Origin of the sequence: Kitasatospora sp. NPDC127035 (assembly GCF_042726075.1) — a bacterium.
GTDB lineage: Bacteria > Actinomycetota > Actinomycetes > Streptomycetales > Streptomycetaceae > Kitasatospora.
In genome coordinates, this window is the sequence record NZ_JBHXDN010000001.1 from 1 (window position 1) to 18,053 (window position 18,053).

Annotated in this window: 18 protein-coding genes; 3 read left to right on the forward strand and 15 right to left on the reverse strand. The window is 74.7% G+C overall.

Going from position 1 to position 18,053, the window contains the following annotated elements; genetic code table 11:
• Positions 1-141: 141 nt before the first annotated feature.
• The 6 genes from ACFWIC_RS00005 to ACFWIC_RS00030 form a co-directional block, all read right to left on the reverse strand.
• Entirely contained in the window at positions 142-1,152 is a 1,011-nt protein-coding gene (locus ACFWIC_RS00005; protein ID WP_329951427.1) for a lysophospholipid acyltransferase family protein, read from the reverse strand.
• 6 nt (positions 1,153-1,158) lie between these two features.
• The gene (locus tag ACFWIC_RS00010; protein WP_329885538.1) at positions 1,159-2,280 is read right to left on the reverse strand and encodes an NAD-dependent epimerase/dehydratase family protein; all 1,122 of its coding nucleotides are present in this window, start codon (positions 2,278-2,280) and stop codon (positions 1,159-1,161) included.
• Between the two features lie 233 nt (positions 2,281-2,513).
• A complete protein-coding gene (locus ACFWIC_RS00015) occupies positions 2,514-2,612 on the reverse strand; it encodes a 30S ribosomal protein bS22 (protein WP_003948845.1) in 99 nt (32 codons plus the stop codon).
• Positions 2,613-2,801: 189 nt separating this feature from the next.
• The gene (locus tag ACFWIC_RS00020; protein ID WP_329885539.1) at positions 2,802-3,011 is read right to left on the reverse strand and encodes a helix-turn-helix domain-containing protein; all 210 of its coding nucleotides are present in this window, start codon (positions 3,009-3,011) and stop codon (positions 2,802-2,804) included.
• A gap of 275 nt (positions 3,012-3,286) precedes the next feature.
• Positions 3,287-4,483 (reverse strand): acetoin utilization protein AcuC, encoded by a 1,197-nt coding sequence (locus ACFWIC_RS00025; RefSeq protein ID WP_329951426.1) that lies wholly within the window; start codon positions 4,481-4,483, stop codon positions 3,287-3,289.
• Between the two features lie 69 nt (positions 4,484-4,552).
• A complete protein-coding gene (locus tag ACFWIC_RS00030) occupies positions 4,553-4,948 on the reverse strand; it encodes an HGxxPAAW family protein (RefSeq protein ID WP_329951425.1) in 396 nt (131 codons plus the stop codon).
• A gap of 91 nt (positions 4,949-5,039) precedes the next feature.
• Between ACFWIC_RS00030 and ACFWIC_RS00035 the strand changes: the two genes are divergently transcribed.
• The gene (locus ACFWIC_RS00035) at positions 5,040-5,531 is read left to right on the forward strand and encodes a MarR family transcriptional regulator (protein ID WP_329951424.1); all 492 of its coding nucleotides are present in this window, start codon (positions 5,040-5,042) and stop codon (positions 5,529-5,531) included.
• Positions 5,532-5,574: 43 nt separating this feature from the next.
• On the opposite strand, the gene ACFWIC_RS00040 is transcribed toward ACFWIC_RS00035, so the two are convergent.
• The 3 genes from ACFWIC_RS00040 to proC all read right to left on the reverse strand — a co-directional run bounded on the left by ACFWIC_RS00040 (position 5,575) and on the right by proC (position 8,391).
• Positions 5,575-6,780 carry an MFS transporter gene (locus tag ACFWIC_RS00040; RefSeq protein ID WP_380514467.1) on the reverse strand — a complete coding sequence of 402 codons (1,206 nt, stop codon included), beginning with the start codon at positions 6,778-6,780 and terminating at the stop codon, positions 5,575-5,577.
• Positions 6,781-6,882: 102 nt separating this feature from the next.
• Entirely contained in the window at positions 6,883-7,533 is a 651-nt protein-coding gene (locus ACFWIC_RS00045) for an HAD family phosphatase (RefSeq protein ID WP_329885544.1), read from the reverse strand.
• Between the two features lie 30 nt (positions 7,534-7,563).
• On the reverse strand, positions 7,564-8,391 hold the full coding sequence (proC, locus tag ACFWIC_RS00050; RefSeq protein ID WP_380514470.1) for a pyrroline-5-carboxylate reductase: 828 nt from the start codon (positions 8,389-8,391) through the stop codon (positions 7,564-7,566).
• 199 nt (positions 8,392-8,590) lie between these two features.
• On the opposite strand from proC, the gene ACFWIC_RS00055 reads away from it, so the two are divergent.
• Positions 8,591-9,025, forward strand: a complete 435-nt coding sequence (locus ACFWIC_RS00055) for a hypothetical protein (RefSeq protein WP_355409052.1) — start codon at positions 8,591-8,593, stop codon at positions 9,023-9,025.
• Between the two features lie 183 nt (positions 9,026-9,208).
• Entirely contained in the window at positions 9,209-10,564 is a 1,356-nt protein-coding gene (locus tag ACFWIC_RS00060) for a hypothetical protein (RefSeq protein WP_380514473.1), read from the forward strand.
• Positions 10,565-10,580: 16 nt separating this feature from the next.
• Here the strand turns inward: ACFWIC_RS00060 and ACFWIC_RS00065 are convergent, their stop codons facing one another.
• The 6 genes from ACFWIC_RS00065 to ACFWIC_RS00090 form a co-directional block, all read right to left on the reverse strand.
• Positions 10,581-11,126, reverse strand: a complete 546-nt coding sequence (locus tag ACFWIC_RS00065; protein WP_329951419.1) for a hypothetical protein — start codon at positions 11,124-11,126, stop codon at positions 10,581-10,583.
• 82 nt (positions 11,127-11,208) lie between these two features.
• Positions 11,209-13,053, reverse strand: coding sequence for a dihydroxy-acid dehydratase (gene ilvD, locus ACFWIC_RS00070; RefSeq protein ID WP_329885549.1), 1,845 nt, complete (start codon positions 13,051-13,053; stop codon positions 11,209-11,211).
• Positions 13,054-13,268: 215 nt separating this feature from the next.
• Complete coding sequence (locus ACFWIC_RS00075; protein ID WP_329885550.1) at positions 13,269-14,036, reverse strand: methyltransferase domain-containing protein; 768 nt, start codon at positions 14,034-14,036, stop codon at positions 13,269-13,271.
• Positions 14,037-14,066: 30 nt separating this feature from the next.
• Entirely contained in the window at positions 14,067-14,894 is an 828-nt protein-coding gene (locus ACFWIC_RS00080; protein WP_329951437.1) for a sugar phosphate isomerase/epimerase, read from the reverse strand.
• A gap of 911 nt (positions 14,895-15,805) precedes the next feature.
• Entirely contained in the window at positions 15,806-16,768 is a 963-nt protein-coding gene (locus tag ACFWIC_RS00085) for a Ppx/GppA phosphatase family protein (protein ID WP_329885551.1), read from the reverse strand.
• A gap of 122 nt (positions 16,769-16,890) precedes the next feature.
• Complete coding sequence (locus ACFWIC_RS00090) at positions 16,891-17,802, reverse strand: glycerophosphodiester phosphodiesterase (protein ID WP_380514477.1); 912 nt, start codon at positions 17,800-17,802, stop codon at positions 16,891-16,893.
• Between the last annotated feature and the right edge of the window lie 251 nt (positions 17,803-18,053).

The following is an 18,053-nucleotide window of genomic DNA, read 5'->3' on the forward strand; positions in this document are numbered from 1 at the left end:
CGCGTCGTCCACCGGGGCCCACCCGCGTGCGGCGCCGGGCCTCGGCCGGACGCACCGGCCGAGGCCCGGGGGCGCCCCGCCGGGAGGGACGGCGCCTCCGCCCGGCGGGGCCGCGCTCAGCTCAGCTGCGCTCAGCGGCGCTCAGAAGAACACCGAACGCCGCTGCACCAGCAGCTGGTAGAGGGTGTGCTGGATGGTCTCCCGGACCTCGTCGGCCAGGTCGAAGACCAGCATCGGGTCGTCCGCCGCCTCGACGGGGTGCCGGTCGGTCGCGATCGGCTCGCCGAACTGGATGATCCACTTGGTCGGCAGCGGGACCGCCCCCAGCGGCCCCAGCCACGGGAAGGTCGGCGTGATCGGTACGTACGGCAGGCCCAGCAGCCGGGCCAGGGTCCGGAAGTTGCCGATCATCGGGTAGGTCTCCTCGGCCCCGACGATCGAGCACGGGACGATCGGCACCCGCGCCCGCAGCGCGGACGACACGAAGCCGCCGCGGCCGAAGCGCTGCAGCTTGTACCGCTCGGAGAACGGCTTGCCGACCCCCTTGAAGCCCTCCGGCCAGACCCCGACCAGCTCGCCCCGTTCCAGCAGTGCCTGGGCGTCCTCGTTGCAGGCCAGCGTGTGCCCGGCCTTCCGGGCCAGCTCGTTGATGCCGGGCAGGACGAACACCAGGTCGGCGGCGAGCATCCGCAGGTGCCGGTGGTGCGGGTGGTGGTCGTGTATGGCCACCTGGGTCATCAGGGCGTCCAGCGGGATCGTGCCGGAGTGGTTGGCGACGATCAGCGCGCCGCCCTCGGCCGGGATGTTCTCGACGCCGCGGACCTCGACCCGGAAGTACTTCTCGGCCAGCGGCCGCAGCAGCCCGAGCAGGACCTCCTCGGTCAGCTCCCGGTCGAAGCCGAACTCGTCCACCTCGTAGTCGCCGGTGATCCGGCGGCGCAGGAAGGCCAGGCCGTCGGCGGCCCGGGACTCCCAGCCCTTGCCGAACAGCCGGGTGGCGGCCGGGCCCAGCTGCCCGGCCAGTGCCCCGCCGACCGTCTCGGCGACCCGGTCGGCCAGGCCGGGGCCGACCGGCGGCTCGGTCCAGCTGGGGGCGGACTCGATCGGGATGACCTTCGCCTCGCCCGGCGCGTTCTCGGCGGCGGCACTCATGCGGGTTCAGCTCCTGGGTCGGTGCGGGCGGGCGGGACTCTCCGGTGCGGCCCGGCCGTGCCCCGGGCGCTCGGGGCCGAGCAGCGCGGCCACGCCGTCGGTGACGGCGGCCAGCCGCTCGGGCGGCAGCAGGCCGGGCGACTGCGCCGCGGCGAAGTCGGTGAACGCCTCCGGGGTGGTGAACGCCGGACGGTAGCCGAAGGTCTCCCGCAGCCGCGTGGTGTCCACCACCCGGCCGTGCGTGAGCAGCCGGAGCTGCTCGGGCGAGACGTCCACGAGCCTGGTCTGCCGGGCCAGTCCGGCGAACCAGCTGATCGCGGGCAGCAGCAGCGGCAGGGTCGGCCGGCCCAGCCGGCGGGCGCACTGGGAGAGCAGCAGGACGCCCTCCCCCGCCACGTTGAAGGTACCGGTGTTGACGGTGCCCGGCTCGGCGGCGAACGCGGCCCGGCAGAGCACCTCGATCACGTCGTCCTCGTGGACGAACTGGAGCCTCGGGTCGTAGCCGAGAACGGTCGGCAGCACCGGGAGCCCGAAGTAGTCGGTCAGCGGGGTGTCGGCGGCCGGGCCGACGATGTTGGCGAACCGCAGCACCGTCACCCCGACGTCCGGGCGGCGCCGGGCGAAACCGCGGACGTAGCCCTCGACCTCGACCGCGTCCTTGGCGAAGCCGCCGCCCGGCAGGTTCCTGGGCTGGGTGCGCTCGGTGAACACCGCCGGGTCGCGCGGCGCCGAGCCGTACACGCCGGTGGTCGACTTCACCACCAGCCGGCGGACACCCGGCGCCTTCTGGCAGGCACCGAGCAGCTGCATGGTGCCGATCACGTTGGACTCCTTCACCGACGAGCGGTTGGTGGAGCCCAGCCCGGTGGCGCTGACCGCGAGATGGACCACGGTGTCGACCCCGTGCTCGGCGATCACCCGGGCCACGGCGGGGCGGCGCAGGTCGAGCTGGTGGAAGCGGTACGGCGCGGCGGGCCCGTCCGGCTCCGCGAGCGCGCGCAGCGGGGGCCGGGGCGGCTGCACGTCCACGCCGACCACCAGGTCCACCCCGGGCCTGCGGCGCAGCTCGGCGGCGAAACGGGCGCCCAGGTGCCGGGCCACGCCGGTGACGAGCACGACCGTTCCCACAGCGCTGCACCCCATTTCCACGCCCGCCCGTTCCTCGGCCCGGGCGGCCTGCGTGCACCGTACCGCGCCGCCGTGGCGGGCCGTGAAACGACACCGCCCGCCCAGGCCACGAGGGCCTGGACGGGCGGGGGAACGCCTGAACCCCGCCGGAGCGGGGGGATACTTCGTTGCGTCGCTGGACCCTCGTCGTGGGGTCACCCCCGCCGAGGCGGGGAAGCTCACAAGCTCAGGCGTTACTTCTTGTTGCGACGCTGAACACGCGTCCGCTTCAGAAGCTTGCGGTGCTTCTTCTTGGCCATACGCTTGCGACGCTTCTTGATGACAGAGCCCACGGAACAACCCTCGCTCACTGAGACTCGCGCCCGTGAGAGACGGAGTCCATACGACTGACGGACGGCCTAGCCTACCGTCCACTCGCCCAGGGCCGTAATCGTGCTCCCCGGGACGGGCAAACTCGGGGCGAATCCGAGGCGAACGGGCGCGGGGCCCACCGGCTGTGGGCCCCGCTCCGCCGGACTGTCCTACGCGCTTTCGAGCCGCACGTAGGAGTCCTTGAGGTACTCGTGCACTGCCTGCTGAGGCACCCGGAACGACCGGCCGACCCGGATGGCCGGCAGTTCGCCGCTGTGCACCAACCGGTAGACCGTCATCTTGGAGACCCGCATGACCGCGGCCACTTCGGCCACGGTCAGGAAGACGACGTCCTGCAAGGGGCGTTCGCCGGAACTCATGACCATCACCCGACCCTTACCCGTGTGCAAGGCACCGGCTTCCCCTCCGGTGACTCCACCGGCACACGTGTATCCCCAGAGTAGTTATGGGTGGTACCAGTGGGAAGAGGGAGAAGCGCAGTCGTCGTACGGTGAGGGATAAGCCCGTTGCAGTACGTAGCCGATCGGCGGTCTGCACCAGTGGTCGTGCGCACGGCCCCGGTCCGGCACCGGCCCTTCACAACCGGGGGCGGCCGTTCAGCGGCGCGGGCCGCCGCCGCGGCCGACGCCGCAGGTCAGGGCAGCAGTCCGTGGTGCGGCAGGACGGCCCTGCGGGTGGCCAGGATCGCCTGGTCGAGGCGGTCGGCCGGATCGTATCCCGCCTCGAAGTCGCGCCAGGCCGGGCGCGCGCCGTCGGTCATCCGCAGCGGGGCCGGACGCCGGGTCCGCCGGTAAACCTCCGCCCGCCATGTTTCCGGAGTCTCGGTGACCGGGTCGACGGGCCGGCCCGCGGCGGTCGCGACCAGATGGGTCCACGTCCGCGGTACGACGTCGACGACCGCGTAGCCGCCCCCGCCGAGGGCGATCCAGCGGCCGTCGGCGTGCTCGTGGGCCAGCGCGTGCAGTTCCTCGGCGATCAGCCGCTGCGCGTCCACGGTGACGGCGAGGTGGGCGAGCGGGTCCTCCAGGTGGGTGTCGGCGCCGTGCTGGGTGACGAGGACCTGCGGCCGGAAGGCGGCGATCAGTTCGGGCACCACGGCGTGGAAGGCGCGCAGCCAGCCGGAGTCACCGGTGCCGGCCGGCAGCGGGAGGTTGGCCGCGGAGCCGGGGGCGCCGGGCCCGCCGGTCTCGGTGGCCCAGCCGGTCTGCGGAAAGAGCGTGGCGGGGTGCTCGTGCAGCGAGACCGTGAGCACCCGGGGGTCGTCCCAGAACGCCTCCTGGACGCCGTCGCCGTGGTGGACGTCGACGTCGACGTAGGCGACCCGCTCGGCGCCGAGTTCGAGCAGCCGGGCGATGGCGAGGGCCGGGTCGTTGTAGATGCAGAAGCCGGACGCCTTGCCGGGCATGGCGTGGTGCAGGCCGCCGGCGAAGTTGACGGCGTGCGGGGTCTCGCCGCGCCAGACGGCCTCGGCGGCGGCGACCGACTGCCCGGCGATCAGCGCGGAGGCGGAGTGGACGGCCGGGAAGGACCAGTTGTCGTCGGTGCCGAGCCCGTGCCGGGGGTCCTGCTCGTCGGGGTGGGCGGCGGCGTGCTTGACCGCCTCGACGTAGGCGGCGGTGTGCACCAGCCGGAGGGTCGACTCACCGGCGGGCGGCGCGGACCGGACGGTGACGCCCGGACCGCCGTCGAGGCCGAGGGACTCCACCAGCCGCATGGTGAGCGAGAGCCGGGCCGGGTCCATGGGGTGGCCGGGGCCGAAGTCGTACGCGGTGACCGCCTCGTCCCAGAAGAGGTGCAGGCCGCAGGGGGTGACGCGCTCGGCTTCGGGCATGGCCTCCACCGTAGTGGGTGAGGCCGGTGCGGCCGGGCAACGGGCCCTTGAACGCCGGTGGTACGGACGTCAGCCGCGAGGGAGGCCGGCGCGCGCCCCGACGGGCGGTGCCGCCGGAACGGGCGCGGCGGCGGGAGCGGTCGCGGGTGCGGCGGCCCGGTCCGGGCGGCGGCCGGCCAGCCGGCACCCGAGGCAGTCGGGGTGGCCCCGGCGGGCGTCGGGGTCGGGGGTGCGCCAGTGCCGGCGGCCGGGCGGGCGCGGCCCGGTGGCCTTGCCCCGGCCGGCGAGGTGGAGCAGCCAGGCGGCGAGGGCCCCGAGCACGGTGAGACCGGCGCCGGCCCAGAGCCCGGGGGCCGACCCGGCGATGAGGGCGACGCCCGCGACGGCGGATCCGAGCACGACGATCGCGGTCCCGGTCCAGCCGGCCACGGTGTGGCCCATGTCGTGATCTCCGTGTGCGCCCATGTCTCCTCGTTTGGTGTGATGGGTGCGGTCCGCATCCACTCGGACGTTTTATCTCACGAGCTAAGTAACTTAGATACTAAGGAGATACCCCGTGGAGGGCAAGCCGCGCCCGCAGGCGACGGCCGAGCAGGCGCTCTATGCGATGGACCGGATGATCGCGCTCGCGCAGTTCGGCCAGCAGGACATCGCCTCGCGGCTCGGGCTCAACGTCACCGACCTCACCTGTCTGGGCTTCGTCATGGAGGCCGCCCTGGCCGGCGAGTCGCTGGCGGCCGGCGACCTCGCCGAACGCGCGCAGCTGACCACCGGCGCGGTGACCGGGGTGCTCAACCGGCTGGAGAGGGCCGGGTACGCCCGGCGCGAGGCGGACCCGGGCGACCGACGCCGGGTCCGGGTGGTGCTGGACAGCAGCGCGCAGGCCCGCATCCTGGAGGTCTACGGACCGTTCTACGAGCGGATCAACCGCCTCTTCGCCGACTACACCGCGGACGAGGTCGCGGTGCTCGCCGACTGGTTCACCCGCGCGAAGGGGCTGCTGCGCGAGTCGCTCGACGAGGTCCGCGAGGGCGGGGACCGGCGCTAGGCCCGCCACGCGGCCGGTGACGGGCGCGGCCGCGCGGAACGGCCTAGACGCGGACCGCGACCGCGTCGGGGGCCACCGGGGCCGGGGCGAAGCGGTCGGCGAGCGGCAGCACGGCGAGCACCAGCAGCATCGGCGCGAGCAGCGCCCAGCGGTACGAGCTCGCGTCCGCCAGCGCCCCGACCAGCGGCGAACCGACCAGGAAGCCCACGTAGTTGAAGAGGTTGAGACGGGCCACCGCGGCGTCCGAGCCGGCCGGGAAGAGCCGCCCGCCGGCCGCGAAGACCTGCGGGATGATCGCGCAGATCCCCAGACCGAGCACGGTGAACCCGGCGATCCCGACCCGGGCGCCGGGTGCGACGGCGGCCAGCGCGAACCCGAGCGCGGCCAGCACCGCGCCGGACCGGACCACCGGGACGGCGCCCCAGCGCTGCACCGCGCGGTCGCCCAGCGCCCGGCCGAACAGCATCGCGACCATGTAGCCGAGGTAGGAGAGCTTGGCCACGTCCTCCGGGCTGCCCAGGCCGTCGGTCAGGTACTTGACGCTGTAGTTGGAGACCGAGGCGTCGGCGATGTACGCGAAGGCCATCGCCAGGCAGAGCGGCAGCAGCGGGCGCCACGGAACGGCCCGGGCGGCGGCCTCGGCGGCCTCGCGGACGGCGTCGCCGAGTTCGGCCGGCCCGGCGAGGCGGGTGCCGGCCAGCACCGCGAGCGGGGCGATCACCCCGGCCGCCGTGCCGAACAGCACCGGCAGGCCGAGGCCGGCGTGCGCACCCAGGCCGGCGACGGCGGCGCCGAGGATCCCGCCGAGGCTGAACGCCGCGTGGAAGCCGAGCATGACCGACCGGCCGTAGCGGTGCTGGAGGCCGACCCCGAGCATGTTCATACTCGCGTCCAGCGCCCCGACCAGCAGGCCGAACGCGCCCAGCGCGAGGGCGAGTTGCCAGAGCGTGTCGCCGAACCCGGCGGCGGCCAGGGTGACGCAGACGGCCGGCTGGACGACCCGCAGCACGGCCCGCGCCCCGGTCCGCCGGACCAGCCGCTCGGAGGCGATCGAGCCCACCCCGGCCAACACCGGCACCGCGGCCAGGAAGACCGGCAGCAGCGCGTCGCTCAGCCCGTACCGGTCCTGGAGTTCCGGGATGCAGGTGACCAGCAGGGCGAAGGTGACGCCCTGGAGCAGGAAGCCCGCCGCCAGCGCGGCGCGGCCGGCCCGGAGCCGCGGCGTGACCGCGGCACTCTCGGAACGCACATCAACCTCGCTACCGGCCGGTACGACAGTGGTGGCGAGAGCGTAGGCCGTGACGGGCGATCGCGGGAGGGGTCGCGCAGCGATTCCGGGACACGGGCCGCATCAGAGCAGGCCGGGGACCTCCGCCAGGTCGGCGATCAGACCGGTGGCACCGGCGGCGAGCAGCTTCGCCGGGTCGGTGAGCGCGGTGTAGCCGTACACGTCCATGCCGGCGGCGCGGGCGGCCAGCACTCCGTTGGGGCTGTCCTCCAGGACCAGGCAGGCGGCCGGGTCGACGCCGAGGGTGCGGGCGGCGTGCAGGAACAGGTCGGGCGCGGGCTTGCCGACCCCGACGTCCTGGGCACTGAAGATCCGCTCCTCGGGGAACTCCCCGCGCAGGCCGGTGACGTCCAGCGCGGTGCGGATCCAGGAGTGGTGCGCGGAGGAGGCCAGGCAGTACGGCACGGAGCGCTGCCGAAGCTCCTTCAGCAGCGTCTCCGCGCCCCGCACGGCCACGAGTTCGGTGCCGAAGGCGTCGAACACCCGGCCGTGGAACAGCTCGTCGAAGCCGTCCGGGAGCCGCGCGCCGTCGTGGCGCTCGGCGATCACGTCGTGCACCCGGTGGGCGGCGGTGCCCATGAAGTCCCGGTAGGAGTCCTCGATCGTGGTCGGGTAACCGAGCTCGGTCAGGTACTCGGCCAGCAGCCGGTTGGACACCGGCTCACTGTCCACCAGGACGCCGTCGTTGTCGAAGATCACCAGTTCGTAGGCCACGCGTTCGAGCGTACCGGGCCCGCCCGGCGGCTACCTGCCGCCGGAGGCCAGCTCCCGGGAGCGGTCCCGGGCCGCCTCCAGGGCGCCCAGCAGGGCCGCCCGCACCCCGTGGTTCTCCAGCTCGCGGATGGCCGCGATGGTCGTGCCGGCCGGCGAGGTGACCGCCTCGCGCAGCTTCACCGGGTGTTCGCCGGAGTCCCGCAGCATGATCGAGGCGCCGATCGCCGACTGCACGATCAGGTCGTGCGCCACCTGGCGCGGCAGCCCGAGCAGGATGCCCGCGTCGGTCATCGCCTCGACCAGGAAGTAGAAGTACGCCGGACCCGAACCGGAGAGCGCGGTCGCCGCGTCCTGCTGGGCCTCGGGCAGCCGCAGCGCCTTGCCGACCGACCGGAAGATCTCCTCGGCCCGCACCAGGTGCGCCTCGGTGGCGTGCGAGCCGCCGGAGATGACGCTCATCCCCTCGTCCACCAGGACCGGGGTGTTGGGCATCACGCGGACCACCGGGGTACCGGCCGCCAGTCGTGCCTCGAACCACTCGGTGGGGATGCCGGCCGCCGCCGAGATCACCAGCCGGTCCGGTCCGACGTGCGGCGCCAGCTCGTCCAGCAGGGTGCCCATGTCCTGCGGCTTCACCGCCAGGATCAGGGTGTCGGCGAGCTTGGCGGCCTCGGTGTTGCCCACCACGCCGACCCCGTACCGGGCGGCCAGCTCCTCGGCCCGCTCCGGACGGCGGGCGGTCACCAGGACGTCCGCCGGGTCCTTCCCGGCCCGCAGCAGGCCGGAGAGCAGCGCCTCACCGATCTTGCCCGTGCCGAGGAAGGCGATCTTCTGTCCGTGCTCCGTGTTGCCGGCCATGGCCACTCCTTGCTTCCGGTACCGCGGCCATCCTCGCACCGCGTACGCGCCGGCGGCGGGACCGTCCACCCTGCGGAAGGCACGGGTCCGGGGTCCGCGGGCGCCGGGCCCGGGGCGCCCCCTAGGGCGAAACTCCGGGTTCTCCCCTATGGCCCGGCGCTGGGCCCGGGCGCACCGTGGAGGTATGGCACACGGAGAGATGTCCCGACGTGAGAACCGGCAGGTCGCCGTCGCCGCGGCGACAGTGGGCCCGTGGCGGACCGCCGCGGGAGTCGGTGCGGTGGTGGGGGCGACGGCCCTGGGGATCGACGCGATCTCCGGGGACTGGTCGCTGAGCATGCTGGCCGATCCGGCCGGCTGGGGCCTGTTCTTCTTCTTCCTGGTCGGTGCGGTCGGCGGCCAGCTGCGCCGCGACACCACCGACCGGCGGCTGGCCCGGTGGGCGGCCGAGCACCCGTGGCAGTCGGCGCTGCCGGCGGCCGGCGGGCTGCTCCTGCTGAACACGCTGGCGCAGCTGTTCCTCGGCGACGCGGGCGTGTTCGAGGCCTTCTTCCTCTCGCTGCTGCCGGCCGGCCTGCTGCTGGCCGTCGCGGGCGTGGTCGGCTCGGTGAAGCGGGCCCGCGGCAAGGGCTGAGCGGGGGCGGCGGACGCGGGGCCGGAGGACGCGGGGCGGCGGCGCGGGGGCGGCCCGAACGGACGACGGGGCCGGTCCGGACGGGCGACGGGGCCGGTCCGGTCCCCGGACGGCGCACTCCGGTTCACCGGCCGGGGTGCCCCCGATCGGACGAACGTCACACCCCGTCGACATACTGGCGCGATGCCGATCGCCGAAGATCCAGAACCGCGCCCGCACGAGGGCCGGGACCAGGACGGGACCACCCCGTCCGGGGCGGACGGGAAGGACCCGTTCGCCGACCTCGTCCTCGACGAGGAGTTCGTCAAGGGTGCCTCCGTGAAGGAGCAGGCGGGCCGCACCCGGATGCTCGCCGCCCAGTGGAAACACACCCCGCCGGTCGACCCCGGCGGCCGCCGCTCCGTGAACGACGGCCCCCGGGCCCGGAAGCGGTTCGGCCGCGGTCCGCGGCCGGCCGACGCCTGGGGCCGTCCCCGACCGCGCCGTCGGCCGGAGTGGCGGGCGCCGATGTTCGTGGTGCTCGCCGTCGCCCTGGCGCTCGCCGCGCTGAACGTCGACGGCCTGCGGTCCTGGTACTCGACCCGCTTCGGCTCCGACGGGACCGCCGCCTCGTCCGTGCCCACCGCCGTCCCGACCGTCGCACCGGAGACGGCCCGGCCGACCGGCGCGCCCTCCCCCGTCGCCGAGCAGCGCCCGACCGTCGACCACCCGTGGGCCGGCTCCCCCGCCGAGGGCTGGCCGACCGACATCACGGTGTTCGAGCCCAAGGAGACCCCGCCGGCCATCGGGGTGTTCGACGCCGCGCAGGTCGCCGCCCAGGTCAAGCTGGTCAAGGACTACCTGGCGGCGGCCAACCTGGACCCGAAGGTGATCGCCGGCGCCCGCCCGGAGGCGGCACTGGCCCTCCTGGACCGGGAGGAGCGCGACGCGGCCGACGCCGCGCTGACCAGGCCCTCCGTGGACACGGACCCGACGCACTGGTTCAGCCGCTTCGACCCGGCCGAGGCCGTACCGGTCGGCGACACCGTGAAGCTCCAGGGCCTGATCACGGTCGAGGGCGACGGCGCGAAGGGGGTGCTGGTGCGCGCCGACTTCACCTACGTCTACGCGCTGCGCCCCGGTCCGGAGGCCGCCCGGCGGGCCGCCTCGCCCCCGCCGAAGCCGGCCACCCCGCGCCCGACGGCCCCGCCCGCGACGGGCGGCGGCGCGCCCAGGCCGGTGGGCTGGACGGTACCGGCCGCGGACGTCGCCGGGGACACCCGGACGACCCGCACCGTGGTCCGCAAGGTGGACACCTTCCGCTTCCACGACCCGGCGCGGTACCGGGTGGACCCGAAGAAGCTGACTCTCAGCAGCAGGACCGAGATCGGCAACAGCGCGTGCGACGTCTACGACGGCTACCTGCACCCGCAGTTCGACCAGTTCGCCGCCGCCACCGGACCCGAGCCCGCACCGAGCGGGACGTCGAGCGACCCGTACGACCGCAGCAAGGACCTGACGGAGGACGACGGCGAATGCGGGACGATCACCCGCAGCTGAACGGCCCCGCCGGCGGTCAGCGCCTGCGCCTGGCCCGGACCGGCCCCTTCGGGCCGGGCCGGCCGCCGCGCCCGGACCGGCGCCGCTCGTGGCGGGTCAGCGCCCGCTCGTAGTCGGCCCGGTGGACGGCCTCGCCGGGCGCCTCGACCAGACCGCGGGCGGCGTAGGCGAGCAGGGCCCCGACCCCGCCGATGATCCAGACCACGCCGAGCGACTTCTCCTCGGCCATCCAGCCGGTCAGCCGGTCCTTGCCCTCGGTGAGCACCTTCCAGGTGCGCAGCGCGGAGAGCAGCGAGCAGATCGCCACGGCGGCGACCAGCAGGCCGTTGAGGAAGCCGCCGTTGTCGGACATCCGGATGCCGTCGACCGCGAGGCGCAGGACGAAGGCGGCGGCCGCGGCGGCGAGCAGCGCGCCGACCGGCACCAGGATCCGGCGGATCCGGTAGCCGCCGTCGTGGTCGACCCAGCTGGTGCCGAACCAGCGGATCGGCTCCGGTTCGGGGGCGCCTGCGGGCGTGCGGTCGCCGGCGGGCTGGGGGGCGGGGGCGGATTCCTCGGTCACACGGCCGATTATCACCCGGCGCCCCGGAACGGCGGAGGAGCCGTCCCCCTGGTGGGACGGCTCCTCGTGGTGCGCGGGGGTGTCAGCCGAGCTTGCTGACGTCCCGGACGGCGCCCTTGTCGGCGGAGGTGGCCATCGCGGCGTACGCGCGCAGGGCCTGGCTGACCTGGCGCTCCCGGTTCTTCGGCTTGTAGCCGCCCCCGGCCTCCAGCACCGCCCGGCGCTCCTCCAGGACCTCCGGGGAGACCTCCAGGGAGATCGTCCGGCCGGGGATGTCGATGGCGATGATGTCGCCGTTCTCGACCAGGGCGATCGTGCCGCCGGACGCGGCCTCCGGGGAGGCGTGGCCGATCGACAGGCCGGAGGTGCCGCCGGAGAAGCGTCCGTCGGTGACGAGCGCGCACGCCTTGCCCAGGCCCCGGCCCTTGAGGAACGAGGTCGGGTAGAGCATCTCCTGCATGCCCGGGCCGCCCTTGGGGCCCTCGTAGCGGATGACGACGACGTCGCCCTCCTTGATCCGCTTGGCGAGGATCGCCTCGACCGCGTCGTCCTGGGACTCGACGACCACGGCCGGGCCGCTGAAGGTCCAGATCGACTCGTCGACGCCCGCGGTCTTCACGATGCAGCCGTCCTCGGCGAGGTTGCCGTACAGCACGGCGAGGCCGCCCTCGACGGAGTAGGCGTGCTCGACGCTGCGGATGCAGCCCCCGGCGGCGTCGGTGTCCAGGCTGTCCCAGCGCTCGGACTGCGAGAAGGCCTCGGCGGAGCGGACGCAGCCGGGCGCGGCGTGCCACAGCTCGACGGCCTCGGCGGACGGCGAGCCGCCGCGCACGTCCCAGGTCTTGAGCCACTCGGCGAGCGAGTCGGAGTGGACGGTGTGCACGTCCTCGTTGAGCAGCCCCGCCCGGTACAGCTCGCCGAGGATGGCCGGGATGCCGCCGGCCCGGTGGACGTCCTCCATGTAGTACGAGCCGTTGGGCGCGACCTTGGAGAGGCAGGGCACCCTGCGGGAGACGGCGTCGATGGCCAGCAGGTCGAAGTCCAGCTCGGCCTCCTGGGCGGCGGCGAGCAGGTGGAGGATGGTGTTGGTCGAACCGCCCATGGCGATGTCGAGGGCCATCGCGTTCTCGAAGGCGGCGCGGGTCGCGACGGCGCGCGGCAGGACGGAGGGGTCGTCCTGGCCGTAGTGCCGGTTGGTGATCTCGACGACGGTCCGCCCGGCGTTCTCGTAGAGGGCGCGGCGGGCGGTGTGGGTGGCGAGGACGGATCCGTTGCCGGGCAGCGAGAGGCCGATCGCCTCGGTGAGGCAGTTCATCGAGTTGGCGGTGAACATGCCCGAACAGGAGCCGCAGGTCGGGCAGGCGTTCTCCTCGATGATCGCGATGTCCTCGTCGGACACGTTCTCGTTGACCGCCTGGGAGATGGCGTCGACCAGGTCGAGCTTGCGCACGGTGCCGTCGACCAGGGTGGCCTTGCCGGCCTCCATCGGGCCGCCGGAGACGAAGACGGTCGGGATGTTCAGGCGCAGCGCGGCCATCAGCATGCCGGGGGTGATCTTGTCGCAGTTGGAGATGCAGATCAGCGCGTCGGCGCAGTGCGCGTTGACCATGTACTCGACCGAGTCGGCGATCAGGTCGCGGGAGGGCAGCGAGTAGAGCATGCCGCCGTGGCCCATCGCGATGCCGTCGTCCACCGCGATGGTGTTGAACTCGCGCGGGATGCCGCCCGCCTGCTTGATCGCCTCGGAGACGATCCGGCCGACCGGCTGCAGGTGGGTGTGCCCGGGGACGAACTCGGTGAAGGAGTTGGCGACCGCGATGATCGGCTTGCCGAAGTCCTCGCGGGCTACGCCGGCCGCCCGGAGAAGCGCCCGGGCGCCTGCCATGTTGCGACCGTGGGTGACCGTACGGGACCTCAGCTCGGGCACTGTGCTCCACTCCTTCGGAGGCTGACTCGCGGCCCCGCTCGGTATGGAGGGTGCGGGGCCACTGTGTCCGTCGAGCCTACGCCCGCCGTCCGGGCGGCGGACGGCGCGTCCGCGATGCGGTCAGGGCGGCGCGTGGACGGAGCGGGCGGAACCGGGTCGCGGCGGGGTCTCGGCGGGGCGGAGCGGGGGTGGTGGGCCGGGCACGGGCAGCCGGGTCAGCCCGGGGTGACCGCCACCGTCAGGTCCAGCACGTACGGCTCGACGACCCAGCCGTCCGGGAACTCGCCGAGCAGGGCCTCGCGCTCGACGGCCAGCAGCGGTGCACGCCGCTCCGGGGTGAGGGCGGCGAGGTAGGAGCGCGAGGTGAGGTCGGTGATCACGTGGTCGACGGTGACCCGGCGCTCCCAGCGCAGCCGGGCGGAGCCGGTCCGCAGGTCGTGGGGCGCGAGGTGACCGGCGATCTCGTTGACGGCGCCGTAGCCGTGGTAGCTCTGCAGCGCGGCGGCCAGCCGCTCGCCCATCGCGCGGATCCAGCCGACGCTGCTGTCCTTCACGTTCCACCAGGTGGCGAGGGCCCCGCCGGGCCGCAGCACCCGGATCGCCTCGGGGACCGACCGTGCGGGGTCGGTCCAGTGGAAGGCCTGCGCGTAGGTGACGAAGTCCGCCGAGCGGTCGTGGAAGGGCAGTTCGTCGCCGGTGCCCCTGACCAGCGGCAGACCGGGGCTGCCGGCCAGGAACCGGGCGGCCATGCCGTCATTGGGCTCGACGGCGACGACGTCCGCGCCGCGCCCGGCCAGCAGCCGGGTGGAGATGCCCGTGCCGGCCCCGACGTCCAGTACCCGGGCGCCCTTGAGGCTCCGGCCGGACAGCCGCTCCAGCTCGTCGAACAGCTCGTCCGGGTACGACGGCCGCGCCCGGTCGTACTCGGCCGCCACCCCGCCGAAGGACTCCGCGAGCTCCCTGAACTTCTGTCGATCCGTCATGGCTCCCCCTGCACAGGTCCGTTCGTACGCTCAGCGTACGCGTGCGGAGGTGGCCAGGTGCAGGCGGGTGAACGCCAGCGCCTCGGCGAGATCGGCCTCCCGTTCGGCGGGCGACGCGGACCGCCGGGTGTTGACCTCCAGCACCACGTGACCGTCGAAACCGGTCCGGGCGAGGTGTTCGAGCAGCTCGGCGCAGGGCTGCTTGCCCCGGCCCGGGATCAGGTGCTCGTCCTTGCCGGAGCCGGAGCCGTCCGCGAGGTGGATGTGGGCGAGCCGGTCGCCCATCCGCTCGACCATCGCGAGCGCGTCGATCCGGGAGGTCGCGGCGTGCGACAGGTCGATGGTGAAGTGCCGGTAGTCCTCGTCGGTGACGTCCCAGCCGGGCGCGTACGCCAGCACCTCGCGGTCGCGGTACCGCCACGGGTACATGTTCTCGACGGCGAACCGGACGTCCGTCTCCCCCGCCATCCGGTCGATGCCCTCGACGAACTCCCGGGCGTACTGCCGCTGCCAGCGGAACGGCGGGTGGACGACGACCGCGCTCGCACCGAGCTTCTCGGCAGCCGCCCGGGCCCGGACCAGCTTGGTCCACGGGTCGGTGGTCCAGACCCGCTGGGTGATCAGCAGGCACGGCGCGTGCACGGCGAGGATCGGCACGCCGTGCACGTCGGAGAGCCGGCGCAGCGCCTCGATGTCCTGGCTGACCGGGTCGTTCCAGACCATCACCTCGACGCCGTCGTAGCCGAGCTTCGCGGCCAGTTCGAAGGCGATGGCGGTGTTGGCCGGATAGACCGAGGCGGTGGAGAGGGCGACCTTGGTGTCCGGGATGTGCAGGGCCGGGTGGGCGGGCAGGACCAGGCGGTCGGTGGTGCGGAGCAGCGGCGGGCGGGCGGCGGCCTGCCGGGCGGCCTTGACCGACTTCACCGACTGGACGGCGGCCTTGGCGGCGCCGGCGGCCCGGGCGGTGCGGGTGCCGCGGGCGGGCTGCGCCGGTGCGGCGGCTTCGGTGGCGGGGGCGCCCTTCGCGGCGCCCTTGGCCGCGGACCTCTCCGTCCGGGCCCTCCCGGCGCTGCGCCGGGCCGCCGGTTCGGCCTTCCGTCCGGCTTTCCGCCCGGTGTCCTCCCCGGCCGCCGGTTCGGTCGTCGGTTCGGTCGTCGGCTCGGTAGCCGGTTCGGCCTTTCGTCCGGCTTTCTGCCTGGCCGTCGACCTGGCCGCGGGTTTTGCCCCGAGCTTGGCCGCCCGCGCCGCGGGCGCCTCCGCGGCCTCCGGGCCGGGCCCGGCCGCGGGCTCGGCGGTCCGGCGGGCGGTGCGTCCGGCCGTCCGGCCCGCCGACTGCTTCGACGCCTTCCGGGCCGCCTTCTCGGCGACCCCGCCGGCGGCCTCCCTGGCCGCCCGGACGCCCTTCACCGCCTTGCCCAGCTTGCGGGAGCGCACGGGCGCGGTGTCCGGGTCGGCGGTGTCCGCGGACCGCGGCGCGTCCGGGTCCGGAGTCGTGTCCGAGGTCGTGCCCGCAGGGCCCGCAGGGCCCTCGCCGGCGTTCGGAGCCGGGCCGGACGGGCGGCGGGCCCGGCGCGCGGCGTCCGGCCGCGGCTGCCCGTCCTCGGGAGCGCGGCCCTCCCGCGTACCGTCCTCGCCCGCTGGATGCGCCACGGGAGACAGCGTAAGCGTCCCGCGCCCGGAACGGGGAGCCGGTCGGAGGGCGCGCGGGCCGGCCACGCGCCGGGCCGTCCGGGCGGGGGAACCGGCAGTTCGGGGGCGGGAACGGCCCGTCAGGGGGTGAGGGCGGGCCGACGGCGGTCGGCGGAACCGTCCATGGCGTCCAGGCGGCGCAGGATGATCCCCTCGCGCAGCGCCCAGGGACAGACGTCCAGTTCGTCCAGACCGAACAGGTCCATCGCGGCGTCCGCGACCAGGGCGCCGGCCAGCAGCTGCTTGGCGCGGCCCTCGGAGACCCCCGGGATGTGTGCCCGCTCGGTGACGGTCATCGCGGAGAGCCGGGGCAGCCAGGCGGAGAGGTTGCTGCGGGTGAGCCGACGGTCCGTGTACGGGCCCGCGTCGGCCGGGGCGGCGCCGGTCATCCGGGCGAGCTGCTTGAAGGTCTTGGAGGTGGCGACGGCGTGGTCGGGGGTGCCGAGCCGGGAGATCTCGCCGACCACGGTCGCGATCTCGGCCCGGATGTGGCGTCTGAGCTCCCGCAGCTCCTCCGGGTCGGCGACGTCGCCGGGCAGCCAGCGGGCGGTCAGCCGGCCGGCGCCGAGCGGCAGCGAGCAGGCCACGTCCGGCTGCTCGTCGAGGCCGCAGGCGATCTCCAGCGAGCCCCCGCCGATGTCGAGGTTGAGCAGCCGGCCGGAGGACCAGCCGAACCAGCGCCGGACGGCGAGGAAGGTGAGCCGGGCCTCGTCCTGGCCGGAGAGCACCCGCAGTTCGACCCCGGTCTCCTGGGCGACCCTGCGCAGCACCTCCTCGCCGTTGACGGCCTCGCGGACGGCGGAGGTGGCGAACGGCAGTATGTCGACGACGCCCTTGTCCTCGGCGACCCGCAGCGAGGAGGCGACCATGCCGACCAGCTTGTCCACGCCGGGCTCGCTGATCGCGCCCTGCTCGTCGAGGAGTTCGGCGAGCCTCAGCTCGGCCTTGTGGGAGTAGGCGGGCACCGGAGCGGCGCCCGGATGGGCGTCCACCACGAGGAAGTGGACCGTGTTGGAACCTACGTCGAGAACACCGAGTCGCATAGCGCTCCACGCTACGCGATTCGGGGGCTGTGGAGACCGGCTGCGCCGGTATTCGTGCTGGTCCGACGAGTACGGTCGGAAGGGTGCGGGGGACGGGCCGGGACGGGTCGGCCGCGGGCCGATCAGCCGGTGTGTTCCGCCCGGTGGCCGGTACGGCAGCGGGTGTCGGCCCAGGCGCGGGCCCGGCCGGGGGCGTCCGTGATCAGCCCGTCGGCGCCCCGCCCGGCCGCCGACCGCCAGGCCTCCTCGTCGTCCAGGACCCAGACGTACACCTCGCGGCCGCTCCGGCGCTCGGCGGCGATCCGGTCGGCGGTGGCGAGCGTGCGGTCCAGGGCGATGCCGTGCAGCGGGAGGCCCGCCGGGTCGTCGGCGAGCCCTGCGCCCTGGATCAGTACCACCGGCAGCTCGGGCGCGACGGCGTGGGCCTGCCGCAGGTGCTCGGCGGAGAACGAGTACAGGTGGACCGGCGCCCCGCTGTCGGCCGCCAGCCGGGCGATCCGCTCGACGTCCTCGGCACGCTGCCACTTGATCTCCATCAGCAGGGTGACGCCGCCGCCGGAGAGCCGCCGGAGCAGCTCCTCCAGGGTCGGCACCGGCACGGCCGGGCCGGGTCCGGTGGTCACCCGCAGTCCCGCGAGCTGAGCGGCGGTCAGGTCCGCGACCGCACCCTCGCCGTCGGTGGTGCGGTCCACCGCGGAGTCGTGCATGAGCACCGGCACGCCGTCCCGGGTGGTCCGGACGTCGGTCTCCAGCCAGTCGGCGCCCTGGCGGAGGGCCGCCTCGAAGGAGGCCATCGTGTTCTCGGGGGCGTCGAGCGGCGCGCCCCGGTGACCGATCACCAGGGGTGCGCCGCAGCCGGTCCGGGCGACGGCGGCCGGCTGGGCGACGGCGGCCGGCTGGGCCCGCAGGCCGGTGGCGGGCTCGGAGGTGCGGGCCGCCGTGGCGGCGCAACCGGGGACGGCGGCGGCGACCAGCGCGAGGGCGGGGAGGGCGGTGCGCAGGGCCGTCCTGGCGGGGCGGGGCGGGGCGGTCACGACTCGGGGCTCCAGTTGCTCTGCTGCTCTGCTGCTCCGTGGCTCTACTGCTCTACTGCTCTACTGCTCGCGGTCCGGTGGTCGCCGGTCGGCCGGCAGGGAGCCAGCATGCCGCACCGTGACGATGCGCCGCCGCCACCCGGGCGACCGCACCCGCCCGGTCACCGCACGGTCCGGTCGGCGCGGACGATCACCGGGTGACCGCGTCCGGGGATCCACCCGCCCGGTCACCGGCCGGTGACACCACCGTG

Coding starts and splice junctions, on each gene's coding strand:
- proC (WP_380514470.1), bottom strand. CDS start 8,391: ATGGCCGGCAACACGGAGCACGGACAGAAGATCGCCTTCCTCGGCACG.
- ACFWIC_RS00020 (WP_329885539.1), bottom strand. CDS start 3,011: ATGAGTTCCGGCGAACGCCCCTTGCAGGACGTCGTCTTCCTGACCGTG.
- ACFWIC_RS00025 (WP_329951426.1), bottom strand. CDS start 4,483: ATGCCCGAAGCCGAGCGCGTCACCCCCTGCGGCCTGCACCTCTTCTGG.
- ACFWIC_RS00005 (WP_329951427.1), bottom strand. CDS start 1,152: ATGAGTGCCGCCGCCGAGAACGCGCCGGGCGAGGCGAAGGTCATCCCG.
- ACFWIC_RS00030 (WP_329951425.1), bottom strand. CDS start 4,948: ATGGGCGCACACGGAGATCACGACATGGGCCACACCGTGGCCGGCTGG.
- ACFWIC_RS00060 (WP_380514473.1), top strand. CDS start 9,209: ATGCCGATCGCCGAAGATCCAGAACCGCGCCCGCACGAGGGCCGGGAC.
- ACFWIC_RS00075 (WP_329885550.1), bottom strand. CDS start 14,036: ATGACGGATCGACAGAAGTTCAGGGAGCTCGCGGAGTCCTTCGGCGGG.
- ACFWIC_RS00055 (WP_355409052.1), top strand. CDS start 8,591: ATGTCCCGACGTGAGAACCGGCAGGTCGCCGTCGCCGCGGCGACAGTG.
- ACFWIC_RS00085 (WP_329885551.1), bottom strand. CDS start 16,768: ATGCGACTCGGTGTTCTCGACGTAGGTTCCAACACGGTCCACTTCCTC.